Source organism: Spirosoma sp. KNUC1025 (genome assembly GCF_045160025.1).
Classification (GTDB): Bacteria; Bacteroidota; Bacteroidia; order Cytophagales; family Spirosomataceae; genus Spirosoma.
The window spans coordinates 5,002,575-5,021,184 of the sequence record NZ_CP087139.1; the positions used below are offsets into that span (position 1 = coordinate 5,002,575).

Below are 18,610 nucleotides of genomic sequence, written 5' to 3' on the forward strand. Positions count from 1 at the left end.
TTTACCGTCAGCTAATTAACCTCCGCTGTTCTCATTGTTGAAAACGATAAATGAGAACAGCGGAGGGCTATCTTTTACTGCTCACCATGTTATGATGTCTTATAATCTCTGGCTGGTCATTCTTGCAATTGCCATCCTCGCCGTGGCCTGGCTGCCCTCTTTCCTAAAAGACTACGCCGTTTCTTATCCAATTCTCTTTATACTGGGTGGGTGGTTGCTCTACAAATTACCTATTCCGTTTCCAGACCCTTTACCGCTTCACAATCCTGTTCTTGCAACGCGACTGACGGAACTCTGCGTCATCGTAGCGCTGACGGGTACGGGGCTGAAGACCAGCGATTTACCTGGCGGGGCTGGCGATTACCTTTTCGGCTAATCTGGCTCACCATGGTCGTCACGATATTGGTCTTTACCCTTCTTGCCTGGGGATTAGCCGACTGGAACCTGCCTACAGCTCTGCTGCTGGCGGCTGGACTAGCCCCCACTGACCCCGTTCTGGCGGGCGACGTACAGGTTGGCGACCCCAACGAGGGCCAGGAAGACGTAGTCCGGTTCGCTCTGACCGCCGAAGCTGGTTTGAACGATGGCATGGCGTTCCCATTTGTTTATCTGGCCATCGCCGTCGCACAGCCCACATTTTCGTTATCCGCTTCACTTACCCACTGGTTTCTCTACGATTTGCTGTATCGGGTTGGCGTCGGTGTTCTGGTAGGCTGGCTATCGGGGCGGCTCCTGTCTTATCTAATTTTTGAACTGCCACAACGTATCAGTATCAAAACAACGGCTTATGGCTTTGTGGCACTGGCTGTTACGTTAATCAGCTTCGGCCTGACCGAATTGGCACATGGCTACGGATTCCTGGCCGTATTTGTAGCGGCCATCACTGTGCGTAATCACGAACGTACTCACGAATACCATACCTACATGCACGCCTTTTCGGACCAGATCGAGCGGCTGCTTATCGCTTTGCTGTTGCTCCTGTTTGGTGGGGCTATTGCCAGTGGCCTGCTGGAATCACTCACCTGGCCCGACGTTGTTCTGGCTGTACTGCTTGTCTTTGTTATTCGCCCTCTGGGCGGTTGGCTGACCCTGGCCGGTACGGGTGTTCGCGGGCTGAAACGCTGGGTAATTGCGAGCTTCGGAATTCGGGGAATCGGTTCGTTGTTTTATATCGCTTTCGCGCTGCATGAGACCTCATTTATGAGTCCGCAACGTATCTGGGCGTTAACTGGACTGACCATACTGATCTCCGTTTTTATTCACGGTGTTTTATCAACCCCGGTTATGAATCGGCTGGATCGGCGGTTCAGAAGGCGAGTGTGATTCTAATATCCCCAAGTGGCTTTTATACAACAGAGGTCGCTTTGGCGCATCTGTCCAGCAGTTTTTCTACGAATATTTCTATACCGTCTGACTTTCTTCTATTTTCGCAGCCTATGACTTCTTGACCTGTGAGTAACAACAAAACCCCATCACATCTGGCCATTGGTATTGACTTGGGTGGTACACGTATCAAAGGTGTATTGCTCGATCTGAGTACCGGCAAGATTCTGCAAAAAAATATCACCCCGACTGACGACGGCGAAAACAGCAACTGGAAAGTTGTAGTGGCTCAGACTGTACAACACCTGAAAGCCATGACAACGGAACCGATACGAGGGATTGGGTTAGCCGCCCCCGGCCTGCCAACGGTCGACAATACAGCCATTGCCTGTATGCCCGGACGCTTGCAGGGGCTGGAAGGATTGCGGTGGGCCGATTATCTGGGCGAGCCCGTTCGGGTACTGAACGACGCCCACGCAGCGCTGATGGCCGAAGCCCGGTTAGGCGCAGCCAAAACGGCCACCAATGTTGCCATGCTAACTCTGGGCACAGGTGTAGGGGGCGGCTTATTGATAAATGGTCAGTTGTATCAAGGCTTTTTCCAGATGGCAGGTCATCTCGGACACATCAGCGTGGATGCCGACAACGAAAACACCGACGTAACCCAGATGCCGGGAAGCCTGGAAGATGCCATTGGCAACGTAACTGTGAGCCGACGGTCGTATGGGCGTTATCAGACAACTTATGAACTCGTTGATGGGTATCGAAAAGGTGAGCCCATCGCTACATTAGTCTGGCTAAAATCGATTCATCGGTTGGCCGTCGCGCTGGCTTCCATTGCCAATGCGTTCTCTCCCGAACTGATTATTCTCGGGGGCGGCATTACACAGGCGAACGACGCCCTCTTCGATCCGCTGCAAACTTATATCGACTTGTTTGAGTGGCGTCCGGCCGAAAAAAAACAACCCTCTGCAAAGCGCATTTTGAAGATTGGGCCGGTGCCATCGGAGCCGCAGCTTTCTGGAATGATTAAGGATCAGCAAATTCCGGAGTCAGTATTTTCCGACGATTTACTGACCAGCCCGCTACGTCCCGTTTTATACGCGCATCAAAAAAAGTACTAGTGTCGACAGAATCAAAAAACCATGAGCTTAACGAGTCAATATCTTGAACGTACACAGGCCATTCTGGCAACCATCGAGCAACAGGAACCCGCCATTTTACAGGCTGCTCATTGGTTCAGTCAAACCATTCTGGCGGGTCGTATGGTGCATCTTTTCGGAAGCGGGCACAGCCGCATTATGGTCGAGGAAATGTGGCCACGCTACGGTTCATTTCCGGGTTTCAATCCCATAGTCGAGTTATCGCTCTCCTTTCATAACCTGGTGGTGGGTGCCAACGGACAACGGCAGGCCATGTTTCTGGAAAACGTATCAGGGTTAGCCGCCCGCATCCTGCGAAATTACGACCTCTCGGAGCAGGATTCAGCCCTAATCATTTCGTCGAGCGGTTGCAATATAGTTCCTATCGAAATGGCCGAAATCTGTCAGCAACACGGCATAAAGGTAGTCGCCCTGATATCCAGGCAACATGCCGAAAAAAGCACCAGCAAACGTAGCGATGGTAAAAAACTAAGTGACTTTGCCAATCTTGTGCTGGATACTGGCGCTCCTGTCGGCGACGCGATGATTACCGTTCCGGGGCTGGATACACCCGTCGCTCCCGGCTCAACCGTGGGCGGGGCCATTCTGGTCAACTGCGTAAAAGCCGAAGTGGCGCGGCTACTCACCGAAGCTGGTCAGCCCCCTAAAGTTCTGTCAGCAGCTAACGTAGTGGGTGCTGAACGAGCCGTAACATTATTTGAAAGCGCCTACGATGAACATGCCCACCGGCTAGCCAGGCTCTACGAGCGAGTTGGTGAAAAAGATCGGGAGTAAGTTGCTACTTCCGACAAAATTTCGCTGGCATTCCAACCATCAATTTGTGTGCAGGGTCATTAGGGTCAAACCATTCTTTTTTATACACCATGCATACAAATAAATTAATGGCTCTGGCCCTGCTCATTGGCGGATCAGTAGTCATTGGATGTCAGTCAAACAACAATACGGCAGAACCTCAAACCAATTCACCAGTCACCTTAAAAGCCAATCAATCGGCCCGCCTTGGGCAGGACGTAACGGTAAAGGCAACCAGTATTCAGGATAGCCGCTGCCCGGCCAATGCGGTCTGCATTCGATATGGCAGTGCCAATGTCCAGTTCATCATCGAAAAAGGCAGTAACAACCAAACTGGCAGCTTATGCCTGGGCGATTGCGGAAAGGGTGTAAAAGATAAAGACACAACGACCGTTCAGCTGGGTGGCATCAGCTATCGCGTCGTGCTTAGTGAAGTACGTCCGTACCCAGGAACGAGTTCATCGGATACTAAACCGGAGGCTGTGATTCAACTTCTGAATTAACAGATGACGTTTATGAACCTGAATTGACTTTATACCTTCCGTTCATAAACAGAATCACGTCATTCGCGCTCCCGAAACCGGCATTCCGCCGGTTTCTTTTTTGCTGAATCAGGGGAATATGTAGCTTTGTTTATAAACCAACCGTACTATGCCCTACCGTCTGACGAATTCGCAGAAATGGCAGCTCGCCCTAAGCGTATTCGTGGTTTACTGGCCAATTCGGTTATATGCCAACGGAGCCACGTTTAGCTGGTTTTTTTCGGTACGGCAGATGCCATTCTGGGTACTCGAAACCCTCATCACCGTTCTGTTCTTTTATGCCTGGATTACCGTAACGGAATGGCTACAGCAGCATTTTTTCCATCGGTTTGGTGAAGGCTTTTTAATCGAATTCAAAATTCCCGCTCAGGTTGCTACGTTGGTTATCGCCAGCGCTTTAGCCGTATCGTTCAACAGTGCTTTTGCTGTCTTATGGCATAGTCTGGATGATGCTATTGAGCAACGCTTCGGCTACTACCACGAGCCAGAGCCTCATCAGTTGAAAGCACAGACGCCAACGCCAACCCGAACGCCTGAAGAACGACAACGCGCCCGTGAACGCCGTCGACGTACTAATAACGCATTGACCGTAATGGCCATGCTGTCAGCGTTTTATCTGTCGGCCAACCGCCGTGCCTATCGCCGGTTGGAAGATGTACAGCTACGAGCAGAGCGGCTGGAGAAAGAAAATATACAAGCGCAGTTTGCCGCGCTTAAAAGCCAGGTCAACCCGCATTTTCTGTTCAATAGCTTGAGCATTTTATCCTCTCTGGTGCATGTCGATTCGGAATTGTCCGAAAAGTTCATCGATCAGTTATCCCGCGCTTACCGCTACATTCTGGAACAGAAAGACAACGAACGCGTACTGCTAAAAACCGAACTGGAATTTATTCAGGCTTACCGCTTTTTGCTGAACATCCGCTTCGAAAACAAATTCGACGTGTTTATCGACGTATCGGAATCCGATCAGGTCCAGTTCAGCATTGCGCCATTGACCATCCAGTTGCTGGTCGAAAATGCAGTGAAACACAATCGCATGTCGACCCGTGACCCTCTGCAGGTTTATATTTATCTGGAAGACGAATGCCTCGTTGTCCAGAATAATCTGCATCCACGCCCTCAATCCGAAAACTCTACGGGTGTTGGGCTGCAAAACATCATTACGCGCTACGCCCTGCTTACCGACCAGCCGGTTTGGGTAGGCGAAAGTGATGGCAATTTCATTGTCAAAGTTCCGCTCCTGACGCAAACCGACCGAACAACGTCTCCATCGACCCGGACAGAAGGCCGTGTAGCGCATAGCTAAACCGCTACCATTCTTCAATTGGTTTTTTCGTAGATTGCCTACTGGATCCCGCTATCTGGTCAGGCCGAAACATGTTGGCTAATCTACTTGTTGTATGCACCATACGCCAGCCTGCGGGTAATCGGCCATACGCATCCACAACTCCGACAACAGCTATCGCCAATGAGTTATGACACTGACGTACTAATCATTGGTGGTGGGTTGGCAGGTCTGATAGCCGGTATTCACCTCGCTCAGCACGACATCCGGGTAATTCTTATCGAAAAATATACGTACCCGCAGCATAAGGTATGCGGAGAGTACGTATCGAATGAAGTCCTCCCTTATCTGCAGCAACTCGGTGTCGATGTTGATCCGCTACGTCCTTCCCGCCTACACCGGTTTTTATTCAGCACCGTTTCCGGAAAAACGGTTGAGAGTGAGTTACCGCTGGGCGGGTTCGGCCTTAGTCGCCATACGTTTGATCATTTCCTGTATCAGAAAGCCACACTGGCCGGGGTTCGTGTCTTTCAGGATCAGGTCATTGACGTACAGTTCCAAAATGATGGGTTCAACGCAACCACGTCCGATGGACAAACGTATAGGTCCAGAGTCGTTATTGGCGCGTATGGCAAACGCTCTGTGCTGGATAGGCAGTTGCACCGTGAGTTTATCACCAAAGAGTCGCCCTGGATAGGCGTAAAAGCCCATTACCAGGCCGATTTTCCGGATGAACTGGTCTCTCTGCACAATTTTGAAGGAGGTTACTGTGGCTTGTGTCAGGTAGAGAGCAACGTGGTGAATGCCTGTTACCTGGTCAATTACAACAGCTTTAAAAAGCATAAAAATATAATGGCGTTTCAACAGCACGTTTTGTGTAGAAATCCGTTTTTGAATGATTTCTTTTCAAAAGCAGTCCCGCTCTTTGAGAAGCCGCTGACGATCAGCCAGATTTCGTTTGCCAGGAAAGAGCCGGTCGAACAGCATGTGTTAATGTGTGGTGACACAGCCGGGGTTATCCATCCGCTTTGTGGCAATGGTATGGCTATGGCTATTCACAGCGCAAAGCTCGCTTCCGAATTGCTCATTCAGTTTTTTCGGGGCAACATCGCCAGCCGACCTGATTTAGAAAAGCAGTACACTGCGGCCTGGAATCATGAATTTAAAAAACGCCTGACCACAGGCAGAATCATTCAGGCGATGCTGCAAAACACCGCTTTATCGGCCGCTCTGTTTGGGAGTTTACAGGCAATACCCAGCGCATTACCCCTGATAATCAAACAAACCCATGGAAATCCACTAGTGGCACGATAGCGTATTGATAGACTTGATTAGATTTGGATTCTTACGTATCGCCTATGGCTTTGAATACAACGCATCGTACAACGCAGGAAGAGTTTTTAGATGATTTTTCGCTGGAGGGCGATGAATTGGGCGATGCACTGGACAAAATCGCGGCAATTAATCGGTGGTTAGGCGGCAATCAAATTACGCTGGACGGTATCAACAAGTTACTGGACAGTTGTCCGAAGGAGAAGGTCATCACCATACTTGACATCGGTTGTGGAAATGGCGATATGTGCCGGGCGGTGGCCGAGCTTGGCAAACGTAAAGGTCTAAGCTTTAGTATTTTAGGGGTCGACGCAAATAACTATACCATTCAGCATGCCCGATCGCTGTCAGCCGCGTATCCAGCCATATCCTATGCCGTAATGAATGTATTTGAGGATGAGTTTATGGCTATGGACTACGATATTGCCCTATGCACATTAACGCTGCACCACTTTGCCGATCAGGAAATCCTGGATTTGATGCGACTGCTGACCAACAAAGCCAGGCTTGGCGTTGTTATTAACGACCTGCATCGTAGCGCCCTGGCCTATCGGCTTTTCCAGCTCATTTGCTTTGTTTTTCGACTGAACAAGCTGTCAAAAGAAGACGGACTGATCTCCATTCTCCGCGGATTTAAGAAGCGGGATCTGGAAGCGTTTTCGCACCAGTTACAGCTAAAAACGTATCAGATCAACTGGCGGTGGGCTTTTCGCTATCAATGGATTATCCAAAACCTATGTGTGTAAAAATAACGGCATCTGCAAAAGCATTACCCCCTTACTGGCGTGAAACAAAAGATATTCTTCCTTTTCTGGATACCTGGCTGGATGGGCAGGAAACGCGTTTTAAGCGGAAAGTCAGGAAGATTTTTGAAAATGCGGCTGTCGATAAGCGGTATTCCATCATGACTCCCACTGAGGTTTTTACGCAAACCTCGTTCGAAGAAAAAAACGCGATATACATCCGGGAATCGATCAAGCTAGGCGAAACAGCCCTTACTAATGCGCTGGCCAAAGTAGGCTGGCTACCGACCGACATCGATTACCTGATTACGGTAAGCTGCACAGGCATTATGATTCCGTCACTGGATGCTTATTTAATCAATAAACTGCAGATGAAACAGGACGTAGTGCGGCTGCCGGTTACGGAAATGGGCTGTGTGGCAGGCGTTTCGGGAATCATCTACGCCAAAAATTTCCTCAAGGCGAACCCCGGCAAACGGGCGGCTTTGCTGGCAGTTGAATCGCCAACGGCTACGTTTCAGATGGACGATTATTCCATGGCTAATATTGTCAGTGCGGCTATTTTTGGCGACGGAGCCGCCTGCGTACTGATGTCTTCGCATGACGACGATGATGGCCCGGAAATCGTTGCGGAAGAAATGTACCATTTCTACGACGCGATTCACATGATGGGGTTTAGCTTGGCTAACAGTGGCTTACAGATGATTCTGGACAAAACCGTTACGGATACGATTGCCGCTCACTTTCCGGCCATCGTTAATCCATTTCTGGAAAAGAACCACCTGGCTATTGAGGATATTTCCCACCTGATTTTTCACCCTGGCGGACGTAAAATTGTGGAAGTTGTTCAGGAGCTTTTCGGAAAACTGGGTAAAAACATTGACGATACCAAAGAAGTACTACGGCTGTACGGCAACATGTCGAGCGCTACGGTTCTTTACGTACTGGAACGATTCATGGACAAAAAACCTGAAAAAGACAGCTACGGACTCATGCTTAGTTTTGGCCCCGGGTTTTCAGCGCAACGCGTTCTATTACAGTGGTGAACGAATTTCAAGGTAAAAACTATTGGGCGCTCATTCTGGGCGGAAGTTCCGGCTTAGGGTTAGCCACGGCGAAAAAGCTGGCACATCATGGCATGAATATCAGTATCGTGCATCGTACCCGAAAAGCCGATCTGCCTGAAGTTGAACAGGTTTTTCGGGCTATGGAAAATGAAGGGATTCAGGTAAAGTCGTTTAATATTGACGCTACGAATGCCGAAAAGCGACAGTACGTTATCAGCGATTTACAGGAATCATTGCAGCCAGCTGGCCGAATCAGAACCCTAGTTCACAGCATTGCTAAGGGCAACTTAAAACCTATGGTTTCTGACAGTCAGGCTACCCTTCAGCACGATGATTTTCAATTAACGATTGGCGCCATGGCGATTAGTTTATACGATTGGGCCAAAGACGTACTGAATGCATCGTTGTTTGCAGCGGATGCCCGCATTATCAGCTTCACAAGCGAAGGCAGCATTAGGGCATGGCGCAACTATGCCGCCGTGTCAGCGGCCAAAGCAACCCTGGAATCCCTTTCGCGAAGCATGGCGCTGGAGCTGGCCCCGTTCGGTATTCGGACCAACTGTTTGATGGCGGGCGTCACCGATACAGCGTCGATGCGCCTGATTCCCGGTTCCGATACGTTGTTGAAACACAGTCAGCAACGAAATCCATTTTCCCGGCTAACCACGCCCAACGACGTAGCCAACGTGGCTTATTTGCTCTGCAAGGATGAAGCCGCCTGGATTAATGGGGCTGTAATTCCGGTAAACGGCGGAGAACATCTTCAGTAAAAGGAGGCATCGTCCATCATTCACGCTTAGGCGTTGTTAACCCGTGATCTAAAGCAGTTGTATACGTGTCGAACTTCGAGTATATTCTTCAACAACTACCCTATCGCAAACCATTCCTGTTCGTCGATACATTACATACTATCGATCAGAATGGCGCTGAAGGCAGCTATACCTTTCCCGAAGATTCGTATTTTTATGAAGGGCACTTCTTCGGAAATCCGGTCACACCGGGAGCGATTCTGACAGAAGTAATGGCTCAGATAGGTGTTGTCTGTCTGGGTATTTTTCTGACAACAGAATCACCGACCGACAACCTGGAAATCGCCATGACGTCGACGCAGATCGATTTTTATAAACCTGTTTTTCCGGGTGAAACCGTAACAGTACGTTCCACAAAAGAATATTTTCGGTTCAATAAATTGAAATGCAAGGTCGAGATGGTAAATAGCCGGGCTGAACTGGTTTGTCGAGGTACCATTGCAGGAATGATGAAAGCTAAAGCACATGCGTAATCGAGTGGTTGTAACGGGTATGGGCGTAGCGGCCCCAAATGCTGTCGGCGTGGCTGAATTTTCATCGGCTATTCAGGCAGGACGTAGCGGCATTACGTTTCACCAGGAGTTGGCCGATCTGAAATTTTCCTGCCAGATTGGGGGTATCCCCCCGTAACATATGCCATTAAACACCAGTATTTTAGTGAGTTACAACTCCATCAGCTCAACAGCAGCGGTGTTGTGTACGGCGTCATTGCGGGCATGGAAGCCTGGCAAAACGCCGGTCTGCCAATTGCCCAGGAAGAGCCTGACTGGGATAGTGGCATTGTGTTCGGTACGGGCATGCTGGGCGTCGATAAAGTTCGGGAATCCATCTATAAGATCGATCAGGGTCAGGTCAGGCGATTAGGAAGCACCGCTGTGGTACAAACCATGGTCAGTGGCGTGTGTGCCTATTTGGGTGGTATGCTGGGGTGCGGCAACCAGACGACCGCGAACTCGTCGGCCTGCGCTACCGGAACCGAAGCCCTTTTGCTCGCCTACGACCGCATTGTGGCGGGCACTGCGAAACGAATGCTGGCGGGTAGCTGCAACGATCATGGACCTTATATCTGGGGAGGATTCGATGCCATGCGCGTGTTGCCTTATCAGTACAATCAGTCGCCGGAGCAGGCGTCCCGCCCGTTGAGTGCAACAGCCAGCGGCTTTGTACCGGGCAGTGGAGCCGGAGCCCTTGTGCTGGAGTCGCTGGAAAGTGCGCTGGAACGTAATGCCCCTATTTATGCCGAAATTCTGGGCGGTCACGTCAACTCCGGCGGGCAGCGAGGAGGTGGGTCCATGACTGCACCAAATGCTAGTGCCGTACAACGATGTATTCAGAAAGCGCTGCAACAGGCAGGCATTCAGGCTGATGAAATCGACGTCATAGATGGCCATCTGACAGCTACCACGAAAGATCCCGACGAAGTGAAAGGCTGGGTGAACGCGTTGCAGCGATCCGGTTCTAATTTTCCGTACATTAACTCGCTGAAGTCAATGGTAGGGCATTGTCTGAGTGCAGCCGGAAGCGTTGAATGCATAGCGGCCGTACTAGAGCTGTATGAAGGGTTTATTTATCCATCCATCAACTGCGACAATCCGCATCCCGACATCAGTGCCCTTATTGACCCCGCAAACATTCCACAGCAGGTTATTCGTAAAGATATCAATGTTATCGCAAAAGCTAACTTTGGCTTTGGGGATGTGAATGCATGTGTACTTTTAAAAAAATACCAACTCTAGCGCGGCTTATGCAGACGAACGAAGAATTGATTACCAGACTAAAAGCCATTGTTAAACCGTATATTCAGGATGAACAGGCTTTTGAGAATGTCAACGAAAACACAGACTTCATTAAAGACCTAAAAATAAACTCGGCCAATCTGGTTGATATCGCACTGGACGTTGAAGAAGCGTATGACATTGAAATCGACAATGCGTCCATGGAACGTATGCTAACCGTGAGCGCAGCTATCGACATTATCCGTCAGAAACTCGCCGAAAAATGATCGGGAATGATATTGTTGATCTGAATCAGGCCCGGCAGGAAAGCAACTGGCGACGGAAAGGATTCCTGGAGAAGCTGTTTACTCCTGACGAACAAGAGCTTATTCAGTTGGCAAGCGATCCGGACGTACTGGTGTGGACACTCTGGAGTATGAAAGAGAGCGTTTACAAACTGGTCGTTCGTGAGACAGGTCAGCGTTTCTACGCTCCCAAAAAATTGATTTGCCAAGTGTCTCAGATCAGTTCTGAAACAATTCAAGGAAGCGTTTTTTACCAGAAAACATATTCCGTCAGGTCACTAATTACTACGAGATACGTTGCCAGCGTAGCGCGATCAGCAACATGGGCGCATGACTATAACCAGCAGATTATTTCATTTGATCGAACGGATTATCAGCATCAGCACGACACGATACGAGCGCAGCTGATTCACCACTATGCGTTACGGTACTGCGTGCCGGAAAGCGCCATTCAGATTCAAAAAGATGAGATGGGCGTCCCCAATCTTGTGTTATCTGATTCAGAGGGCATGACCATTAATCAACCAATCAGCCTTAGTCATCATGGGTACTACGGTGCTTTTGCCCTTTAAGCCAGGTACGAATTAGTTATTCTTTTCGCTGATAACCTTCCGGCTATTATTAAACTCAACTGAAAAACCTGCTCCTGATTTATGAATGTTGTGATTGTTGAAGATGAGAACCTGACGGGCAAACGACTCGAAAGTTTGCTTCACAAATATGATCCTGCCATTGCCGTTCTGGCCCGCATTCCATCGGTAGCCGAAGCGGTTTCCTGGTTTGAAGCGCCTGAGAACCAGGCCGTCCCCATCGATCTGGTGTTTATGGATATCCACCTCGAAGACGATCTGGGCTTTCGGATTTTTGAACAGGCCAATCTTACCACGCCCGTTATTTTCACCACCGCTTACGATGAATACATGATTCAGGCGTTTAAAGTCAACAGCATCGACTATCTGCTAAAGCCCATCAATTATGATGAGCTGGTGGCGGCAATCGAAAAATTCAAAGCGCTGAAAAAGCAGTTTGGGCAGGCAGCCGCTTCCTCCGTCGATCTGGAAGCCCTGCTGAATCTGATTGGCAAATCGAACCAAACCGATTATAAAGAACGGTTCATGATTACGGTTGGCACAAAAATCCGTAGCATCGCAACGAGCGAAATCGCTTATTTTTATCTGGAAGAAAAAGTCGTTTTCCTGGTCACGAAAGATGGGCTAACCCTTCCTGTAGATTATAGCCTCGACAAGCTGACTCAGTTACTGAACCCCCGTCATTTTTTCCGCATTAGCCGACAGTTTCTGATCTCGCTCCCCGCCATCCAGACCATTCATACCATTTCAGCTGGCAAACTCAAACTGGATCTGGTGCCAAAATCACGTCAGGAAGTGTTCGTTAGTGGCGACCGAATGACCGAGTTTAAGGAATGGCTGGGAAAGTAAATAGACCTGCCGCCTAACCCTTATACATTAATCTGCCGCTGGCTGTATTTGGCGATTTTGTAGAATAAATCTTTGGGATTGAAGGGTTTCGTTACGTAATCATTCATGCCTACCAGTACAGCACGGTCGCGGTTGCTGAACGTAGCTGAAGCCGTCAGGGCAATGATCGGTACGTCGGCGTTGAATTTCCGGATTTCCTGAGCGGCTGTATACCCATCCATAACCGGCATCTGCAGATCCATCAGTACCAGATCAAACTCGCCTTCACGGCATTTGTTGGTCCCGACCAGGCCATTCTCGGCCGTTTCGACACTGATGCCCCACATCGACAGAAACTTCAACGCCACTTTCACGTTCACGGGGTAATCCTCAACCAACAGAATCTTTAATCCTTTCAGTGTTTTGGTATCGAGCGCATCGGCGGTGGCAATAATGGACGGTACGCTATGGCTAATAGCTAAATCGAGGGTAAACGAGAATTTTGCGCCTTTTCCCTCTTCGCTATCGATCTGAATAGCGCTGCCGTAGAGTTCGAGCAGTTTTTTAGTAATAACCAGGCCAAGTCCCGTTCCCCCAAACTTGCGCGTAGTGGCCGAGTTGGCCTGGGTAAACATGGTAAAGATGGCCTCCTGTTTTTCAGGAGCAATACCAATTCCCGTATCCTGCACAGACACAAAAACCGAAGCACGATCTTCGGTCCGGTTTTCGAGCGATAATTCAATGGTGATTGTTCCCTGATGCGTGAATTTGATGGCGTTCGAGACAAGGTTCGTTAATACCTGCCCAATACGTAACGAATCGCCAATGAGTGAATCCGGAATATCGTCGTCGATCATCAGGCGGATGCGATTGCCGTTTTCCTGCGCTTTTGCCTGTTGCGCCCGCTTAATGTTGGAAACTAAATGCTTGAGATCGAAATTTATTTCTTCCAGCTCCACTTTTCCGGCCTCAATTTTACTGAAATCCAGAATGTCGTTGATCAAGGCCTGAAGGTGTTCAATCGAAAACTGAAGCGTTTTCAGGTTTTCTGTCAGTGCGGGCGGCACCTCTTCCTGAAGCATCAGGTACGTCATCCCGACGATACCGTTGAGCGGGGTTCGGATTTCGTGGCTCATCATCGACAGAAAATCCGATTTGGCCTGAGTCGCCAGTTCGGCAAGCTCCTTGGCCTTGCGTAACTCATCTTCAATCGTTTTTCGGTATTCAATCTGGCGTTGCAGAAAACTAACCAGCCCAACCAGATTATTCGGATCAAAATCAGCAATCGACTCCCCTTCCGGAACTTCAATTAAGTGAATAGCTTCCATCAGTTTCTCTACCGACTGACGACGCTGGCTGACCTCTTCCTTTAACTTCTCATTAATATCGGAATATTCCCGTTCATTAAGTAAGGCCGAATGTTCGAGTAATTCTTTGTCGCGATCAAAATTGAGGTAGGATTCATTTACGGCCTGAAGAAATTGCTGCAGCCGTTCATTCTCCAGATATTCTGCTGATAAATGTCTATTAATCTGTCGCTTTAATATTTTATGTAGCGAATTTACGTCCATAATTTATTGCTCGGATAGAATCGTTATGGTCATAGTCTGGTTATGGAGTTCACCCGGTGTAGCTGGCCCAGCCGGAGCGATTTCTCCGTACGAATAAAAACCAGTCATCACGGGTTGGCTCCCGAAAATATCGCGGGCAACTTCAATTTCTTCTTCGGTACGCTGTCCCAGCACTAACTTACGACCAACACAGCTAATAAGCAATGCAAGCTCAGGTGTTTTTCCGAGCTGCTGAAGCGATGTTTGAGCCGCCGTAGCGGAAGCTTCTACCAGACGGTCCAGATTAGCACGCATAAAGCGAACCCGGGCCCCTTGTGGAATATCACCGGCAAACCGCATGCTTTTGGTCGTTTCATTAATGGACAGAATGGTACGTACTAATGGCTGTGAATCAGGCGATATCCGGATCGACAGCGGGAACAGCAGGGCAGTTCCAGGCAAACCATCCGCATATTTCCCCAGGTAATCCTTATACAGGTCCAGGGCCATTCGGTCATCGATCTGGTAGAGTTCATTATAGGATGAGTTGGTTACTTCCCGTTCGGGACCAAATACATCCCAGCCTCCCATTGACCCATGCCCAATTTTCAGGGCAGATCCGTATAAACCAATCCCAACAACTTTTCCCGTTGCCGGGTCCTGATTCAAACCAACCACGGTTCGCTCAAAGCGATCGGCATCACCGGCCAGACCACCAATTACAGGAACCGGCTGATTCAGGCTCTGGTTGCAGGCCCCAATCAAATCACTACCGTTTACTACGCCCCCATCCGAGATCAGAATGACGGCCGACAAATCATTATCATTCAATGCTTTAGCGACCTGCTCGCCAGCCTGATAACTTTCTTTATGATCAGCAATGTCGATCTGAACCGTCCGAACGGTTGTATTTTCCAGGTCAATAGCTGTTACTACCAACGTATCGTCATATACTTTATCGGCAAGGATTTCGCCCGAAGTCGAGTTAATGATGATCTGAGCGTTGGGATAAAGCTGGCGCAGATACGGATAGAATTTTGTGGTTTCTAACAATTTCCGTTCGCCAAAGGCCAGTACTAAATCTACCTTCTCGGATGAAAAACCAGGTGTTTCGGAAATAGCTTCCCAATTACCATCTGCAAATCTGGCCTGCCCTATCTTCATATCGTAAATTATATTTCGTAAAAATATAAACAAACTATAAAAATTTAATTACCGAAAAGAAAATAAATATGTTATTATTTGAATATAACCATAAAAATACCTTCAATATGGTAACAAATGAGAGAGTATTTCCAGATGGCACAGCCTGGCAGGTGTCCACACCTATCGTTTGTCAAGCTTTAGTCTGCCCGAATCTAAAGTCGATGACAAGCTTAGATCGCAAAACCGTATCTTTGCCCAATGGATAAAACTGACCAGCCCCGCCGGCAACGCGGCCAACGTACTGATTTGCAGTTTACGGTTTCAGAACCTGTCGAACTGATGGGTTTCCTGATTGCCCAGTTGCCGCATAAAAACCGGAACAACATCAAATCGCTGTTGAGCAATAAACAGATTCTGATCAATGGGAAGGTCTATACACAGTTCAATCACCCGTTAATACCTGGTCAGGAAGTGACTGTATTGGGTAATCGTGCCCCCGAAACAACGCAGTACCGCGGCCTGACTATTCTCTATGAGGATTCAGATCTGATTGTAATCAACAAACAGGCGGGTTTGCTTTCTATGGCCACGAATAAGGAGAAAATACGGACTGCCTACAGCATCCTGAGCGACTACATCAAAAAAGAAAACCCGAAAAATCGGCTCTTTATCATTCACCGGCTCGACCGCGAAACGTCAGGAGTAATGATGTTTGCCAAGAGTGAAAAAGTGCAGCGGCTGATGCAGGAGTCCTGGAACGATACCACCAAACAACGAACGTACATAGCACTGGTAGAAGGTGTTCCTAAGCCCAAACGCGGTACGGTTGCCTCCTACCTGCGCGAAAGCAAAGCCCTGATTGTTTACTCAAGCCAGAATCCGGATTACGGTCAACTTGCCATCACAAACTATGCCGTTCAGAAATCTACGTCCGATTATGCCTTACTAGAGCTGGAACTGGAAACAGGCCGCAAAAATCAAATACGTGTACACATGCAGGATATTGGCCACCCCATTGTAGGCGACACTAAATACGGTGCTCAAACTAACCCGATCGGGCGCCTGGGTCTGCATGCGGAAGTGCTGTCGTTCGAACACCCAATATCCGGCAAACTGATGCAGTTTAGCGCCCCCGTTCCAAAGAGTTTTCTGAGTATGATGAAAGTGCAAGAATAGAAAGCCAGGCGAAGAGTTGCGCAACCTGATACGTAACAACGCCTGACTCTTAACCGATCTACTTGAAAAGCCGGTATTTGAATAAAACCCAGATGGCTTCCATCCCATCAAACCAGGAGATTTTCTTTCCCTCCGCAATCGAACGGGGGTAATAGCTAATGGGCAGTTCCTTGATACGTATACCCCGCTTCGCTACTTTGGCTGTTACTTCCGGACAAAACTCAAATCGCGTACACTCAAGCGGTATCGAACGCAGAAAATTCGTATCGAATACTTTATAACAGGTTGGCTCGTCGGTAAGCCGCTGGTTATAGAGGATGTTGGTTAGCAACGTAACGACCTGCCCGCCAATATAAAAGCTCATATACGAATGGCGATTTTCCGGTTTCAGAAACCGAGATCCGTAAACAACCTTCTCTTTGCCTTCGGCAATTGGTTTTACCAGAGCCAGGTAATCCTGAGGCTCGTATTCAAGGTCGGCATCCTGCACAATGGCGATGTCACCACTCATGTGTTTAATGGCTGTGCGAATGGCAGCGCCTTTCCCCTGGTTCTGTTCGTGAAAAACTATTTTCACGTTTGGTTCAGACTGATAAGTGGCCAGTTTTTCGCGAGTGCCATCAGTGGAGCCATCGTCAACAATAATAATTTCTTTGGTTAGGGGTACAGCCTGGACTTTTTCAAGTAATGTATCAATAGACTTTATTTCGTTGTAGGCAGGAATCAAAACGGATAGTAACATAAGAACAAAGATAAGCGAAAACGACCCAAGAATGGCTGATTACTTCCTTACCCAGTACGTCAGTCCGAATCTGGGGTCTTTTACCGAAACAAAATGCTTGCTCAATCCGGTTCGAAGTTGCCGAAGTGCATAAGCATTCGCAGGTTGGTTGATGGTTGTACTATCGTCAATTACACTGCTTCGGTTCCCGAAAATAACCATCTTCAAATTGGTATCGGCCAGCGCCTGACCATATGTATTCGGGTGCGATTTTATGTAATGTGTTGTCTGCATTTCGGTATTTATGAATGGCACGTTGGGCTCACGATCCGACAGCAGGTACAAACTCATGGCATTGTCTACTAACAGCACTTTTCCGGTTGGCCCCGCTACCTGACGGATAAACCCACCTAATTCTCCCTCCCAGGCGTAATCCGTTACGCTAAACAGTCGTTTAATTTCCTTCGGTCGGTACAAGAGCAGGCTTATGATAGTCAGTGAGCCCAGCACAGCTCCGCCCAACAGCAAACGACGGGCAGCTACCTGTTGCTGGGGGTACCGGTGTAGCAGCCATCGATCGGCCAGAAAGCCGAGGTGCAGCGACAGAAAAACCGCGGCCGGAAAGAAGTAATGACTAGCCTGCGTCTTGAGCATGGCAATACTGGCAAACCCCGCTAAAATCAGAGCCAGCCAAAGTGCTGGAGTTTGTTGATACAGATTTCGGTAAGGCCGCTGCCACACAAGTACAAAGGAGATCAGCAACAACACCAGCAACCAGCCTAACTTTATCAGAAATTTAACCAGAAACAGCGTGTGCGACGGGTACCCGCCAAACGGATAAATATACGTCCACTCAAGGTGCTCATTTAATCGATTCGTCGTGTAGAAATACAAAGCCGACAACAACAAGGGTATAAAAAAACCAGCTAAAACCAACAGCCCCCGTCCTACCATTAGCCAGAATGTCAACCGCCCTGTCAGCCACAGCAGGCCAATAAATGCCCCAAATCCGGCTACGTAGAATGCCGCCACGCTCTTGAAGCACATGGCCAGTCCCAGCAGAGTCCCCGCTCCTAACCAATGCCCCCATCGACTGGTTTTGGTTCTGGCTACCAGCGCAAAAGCATTCAGGCCGAAGATAGCAATCCAGCTTTCTGGTTCCAGGAAATTCATTTCCATGAAGAAACAACAGATGGCATTCAGCACCACGGCGATCAGGGCAGCGCGCTCACCAAACATTCGGGCAGCACAGTAGGTTGACACCAATACACCAGCTGCCAGCAACGTAATGAGCGCCGACACGCTGACATGATTATACCCACCCAGCAGATTCAGCAGTACGTTCGTTGACGAATAGAGTAGATACGATTTTGTTGGAATGAAATCGTAGAGTTCGTGTCCTCGATTGAGTGAACGAGCAATAATTAAATATTCTGTAGCATCGTAGCCGTAGCCTGAATTGTACGCAAACAGAAAAAAAACTGGGCAAAAGAAAACTAAGAAAAGAAGAAACCGCGTCATAA

General features: G+C 48.7%; 21 protein-coding genes. 17 read left to right on the forward strand and 4 right to left on the reverse strand.

The features are described 5' to 3' along the window. The first annotated feature begins 91 nt into the window (after nt 1–91). From LN737_RS21985 to LN737_RS22060, 16 genes are all read left to right on the forward strand, one after another. Nucleotides 92–376, forward strand: a complete 285-nt coding sequence (locus tag LN737_RS21985) for a hypothetical protein (protein WP_405511966.1) — start codon at nt 92–94, stop codon at nt 374–376. Between the two features lie 11 nt (nt 377–387). Further along, nucleotides 388–1,323 (forward strand): sodium:proton antiporter, encoded by a 936-nt coding sequence (locus tag LN737_RS21990; protein WP_405511967.1) that lies wholly within the window; start codon nt 388–390, stop codon nt 1,321–1,323. Between the two features lie 128 nt (nt 1,324–1,451). Beyond that, nucleotides 1,452–2,447, forward strand: a complete 996-nt coding sequence (locus tag LN737_RS21995; RefSeq protein WP_405511968.1) for an ROK family protein — start codon at nt 1,452–1,454, stop codon at nt 2,445–2,447. A gap of 21 nt (nt 2,448–2,468) precedes the next feature. Continuing rightward, entirely contained in the window at nt 2,469–3,260 is a 792-nt protein-coding gene (locus LN737_RS22000) for a sugar isomerase domain-containing protein (protein ID WP_405511969.1), read from the forward strand. 89 nt (nt 3,261–3,349) lie between these two features. Beyond that, the gene (locus tag LN737_RS22005; protein WP_405511970.1) at nt 3,350–3,781 is read left to right on the forward strand and encodes a hypothetical protein; all 432 of its coding nucleotides are present in this window, start codon (nt 3,350–3,352) and stop codon (nt 3,779–3,781) included. Nucleotides 3,782–3,929: 148 nt separating this feature from the next. After that, entirely contained in the window at nt 3,930–5,126 is a 1,197-nt protein-coding gene (locus LN737_RS22010) for a sensor histidine kinase (protein ID WP_405511971.1), read from the forward strand. A gap of 87 nt (nt 5,127–5,213) precedes the next feature. Beyond that, on the forward strand, nt 5,214–6,419 hold the full coding sequence (locus tag LN737_RS22015) for an NAD(P)/FAD-dependent oxidoreductase (protein ID WP_405511972.1): 1,206 nt from the start codon (nt 5,214–5,216) through the stop codon (nt 6,417–6,419). Nucleotides 6,420–6,463: 44 nt separating this feature from the next. Further along, nucleotides 6,464–7,183, forward strand: a complete 720-nt coding sequence (locus LN737_RS22020; protein ID WP_405511973.1) for a methyltransferase domain-containing protein — start codon at nt 6,464–6,466, stop codon at nt 7,181–7,183. Continuing rightward, the gene (locus LN737_RS22025; RefSeq protein WP_405511974.1) at nt 7,156–8,226 is read left to right on the forward strand and encodes a type III polyketide synthase; all 1,071 of its coding nucleotides are present in this window, start codon (nt 7,156–7,158) and stop codon (nt 8,224–8,226) included. The genes LN737_RS22020 and LN737_RS22025 overlap by 28 nt, the downstream gene beginning before the upstream one ends. Then, complete coding sequence (locus LN737_RS22030; protein ID WP_405511975.1) at nt 8,223–9,017, forward strand: SDR family oxidoreductase; 795 nt, start codon at nt 8,223–8,225, stop codon at nt 9,015–9,017. Before LN737_RS22025 ends, LN737_RS22030 begins: the two co-directional genes overlap by 4 nt. A gap of 65 nt (nt 9,018–9,082) precedes the next feature. Further along, complete coding sequence (locus LN737_RS22035) at nt 9,083–9,529, forward strand: 3-hydroxyacyl-ACP dehydratase FabZ family protein (protein ID WP_405511976.1); 447 nt, start codon at nt 9,083–9,085, stop codon at nt 9,527–9,529. After that, entirely contained in the window at nt 9,522–9,686 is a 165-nt protein-coding gene (locus LN737_RS22040; protein ID WP_405511977.1) for a beta-ketoacyl synthase N-terminal-like domain-containing protein, read from the forward strand. The genes LN737_RS22035 and LN737_RS22040 overlap by 8 nt, the downstream gene beginning before the upstream one ends. Before the next feature lie 65 nt (nt 9,687–9,751). Next, nucleotides 9,752–10,792 carry a beta-ketoacyl synthase gene (locus LN737_RS22045; RefSeq protein ID WP_405511978.1) on the forward strand — a complete coding sequence of 347 codons (1,041 nt, stop codon included), beginning with the start codon at nt 9,752–9,754 and terminating at the stop codon, nt 10,790–10,792. Nucleotides 10,793–10,800: 8 nt separating this feature from the next. Beyond that, entirely contained in the window at nt 10,801–11,058 is a 258-nt protein-coding gene (locus LN737_RS22050; protein WP_405511979.1) for an acyl carrier protein, read from the forward strand. After that, nucleotides 11,055–11,648 (forward strand): 4'-phosphopantetheinyl transferase superfamily protein, encoded by a 594-nt coding sequence (locus LN737_RS22055; RefSeq protein ID WP_405511980.1) that lies wholly within the window; start codon nt 11,055–11,057, stop codon nt 11,646–11,648. Before LN737_RS22050 ends, LN737_RS22055 begins: the two co-directional genes overlap by 4 nt. A gap of 81 nt (nt 11,649–11,729) precedes the next feature. Beyond that, nucleotides 11,730–12,515, forward strand: coding sequence for a LytTR family DNA-binding domain-containing protein (locus LN737_RS22060; RefSeq protein ID WP_405511981.1), 786 nt, complete (start codon nt 11,730–11,732; stop codon nt 12,513–12,515). A gap of 20 nt (nt 12,516–12,535) precedes the next feature. On the opposite strand, the gene LN737_RS22065 is transcribed toward LN737_RS22060, so the two are convergent. Further along, entirely contained in the window at nt 12,536–14,065 is a 1,530-nt protein-coding gene (locus LN737_RS22065) for an ATP-binding protein (protein WP_405511982.1), read from the reverse strand. Between the two features lie 3 nt (nt 14,066–14,068). Further along, complete coding sequence (locus LN737_RS22070) at nt 14,069–15,208, reverse strand: FIST signal transduction protein (RefSeq protein ID WP_405511983.1); 1,140 nt, start codon at nt 15,206–15,208, stop codon at nt 14,069–14,071. A gap of 240 nt (nt 15,209–15,448) precedes the next feature. On the opposite strand from LN737_RS22070, the gene LN737_RS22075 reads away from it, so the two are divergent. Then, nucleotides 15,449–16,366, forward strand: coding sequence for an RluA family pseudouridine synthase (locus LN737_RS22075; protein WP_405511984.1), 918 nt, complete (start codon nt 15,449–15,451; stop codon nt 16,364–16,366). A 58-nt stretch (nt 16,367–16,424) separates the two neighbouring features. Here LN737_RS22075 and LN737_RS22080 read toward each other — a convergent pair whose 3' ends face one another. Both LN737_RS22080 and LN737_RS22085 read right to left on the reverse strand, forming a co-directional pair. Next, the gene (locus tag LN737_RS22080; RefSeq protein ID WP_405511985.1) at nt 16,425–17,108 is read right to left on the reverse strand and encodes a glycosyltransferase family 2 protein; all 684 of its coding nucleotides are present in this window, start codon (nt 17,106–17,108) and stop codon (nt 16,425–16,427) included. A 39-nt stretch (nt 17,109–17,147) separates the two neighbouring features. Then, nucleotides 17,148–18,608 carry a glycosyltransferase family 39 protein gene (locus LN737_RS22085; protein WP_405511986.1) on the reverse strand — a complete coding sequence of 487 codons (1,461 nt, stop codon included), beginning with the start codon at nt 18,606–18,608 and terminating at the stop codon, nt 17,148–17,150. Nucleotides 18,609–18,610 lie beyond the last annotated feature (2 nt).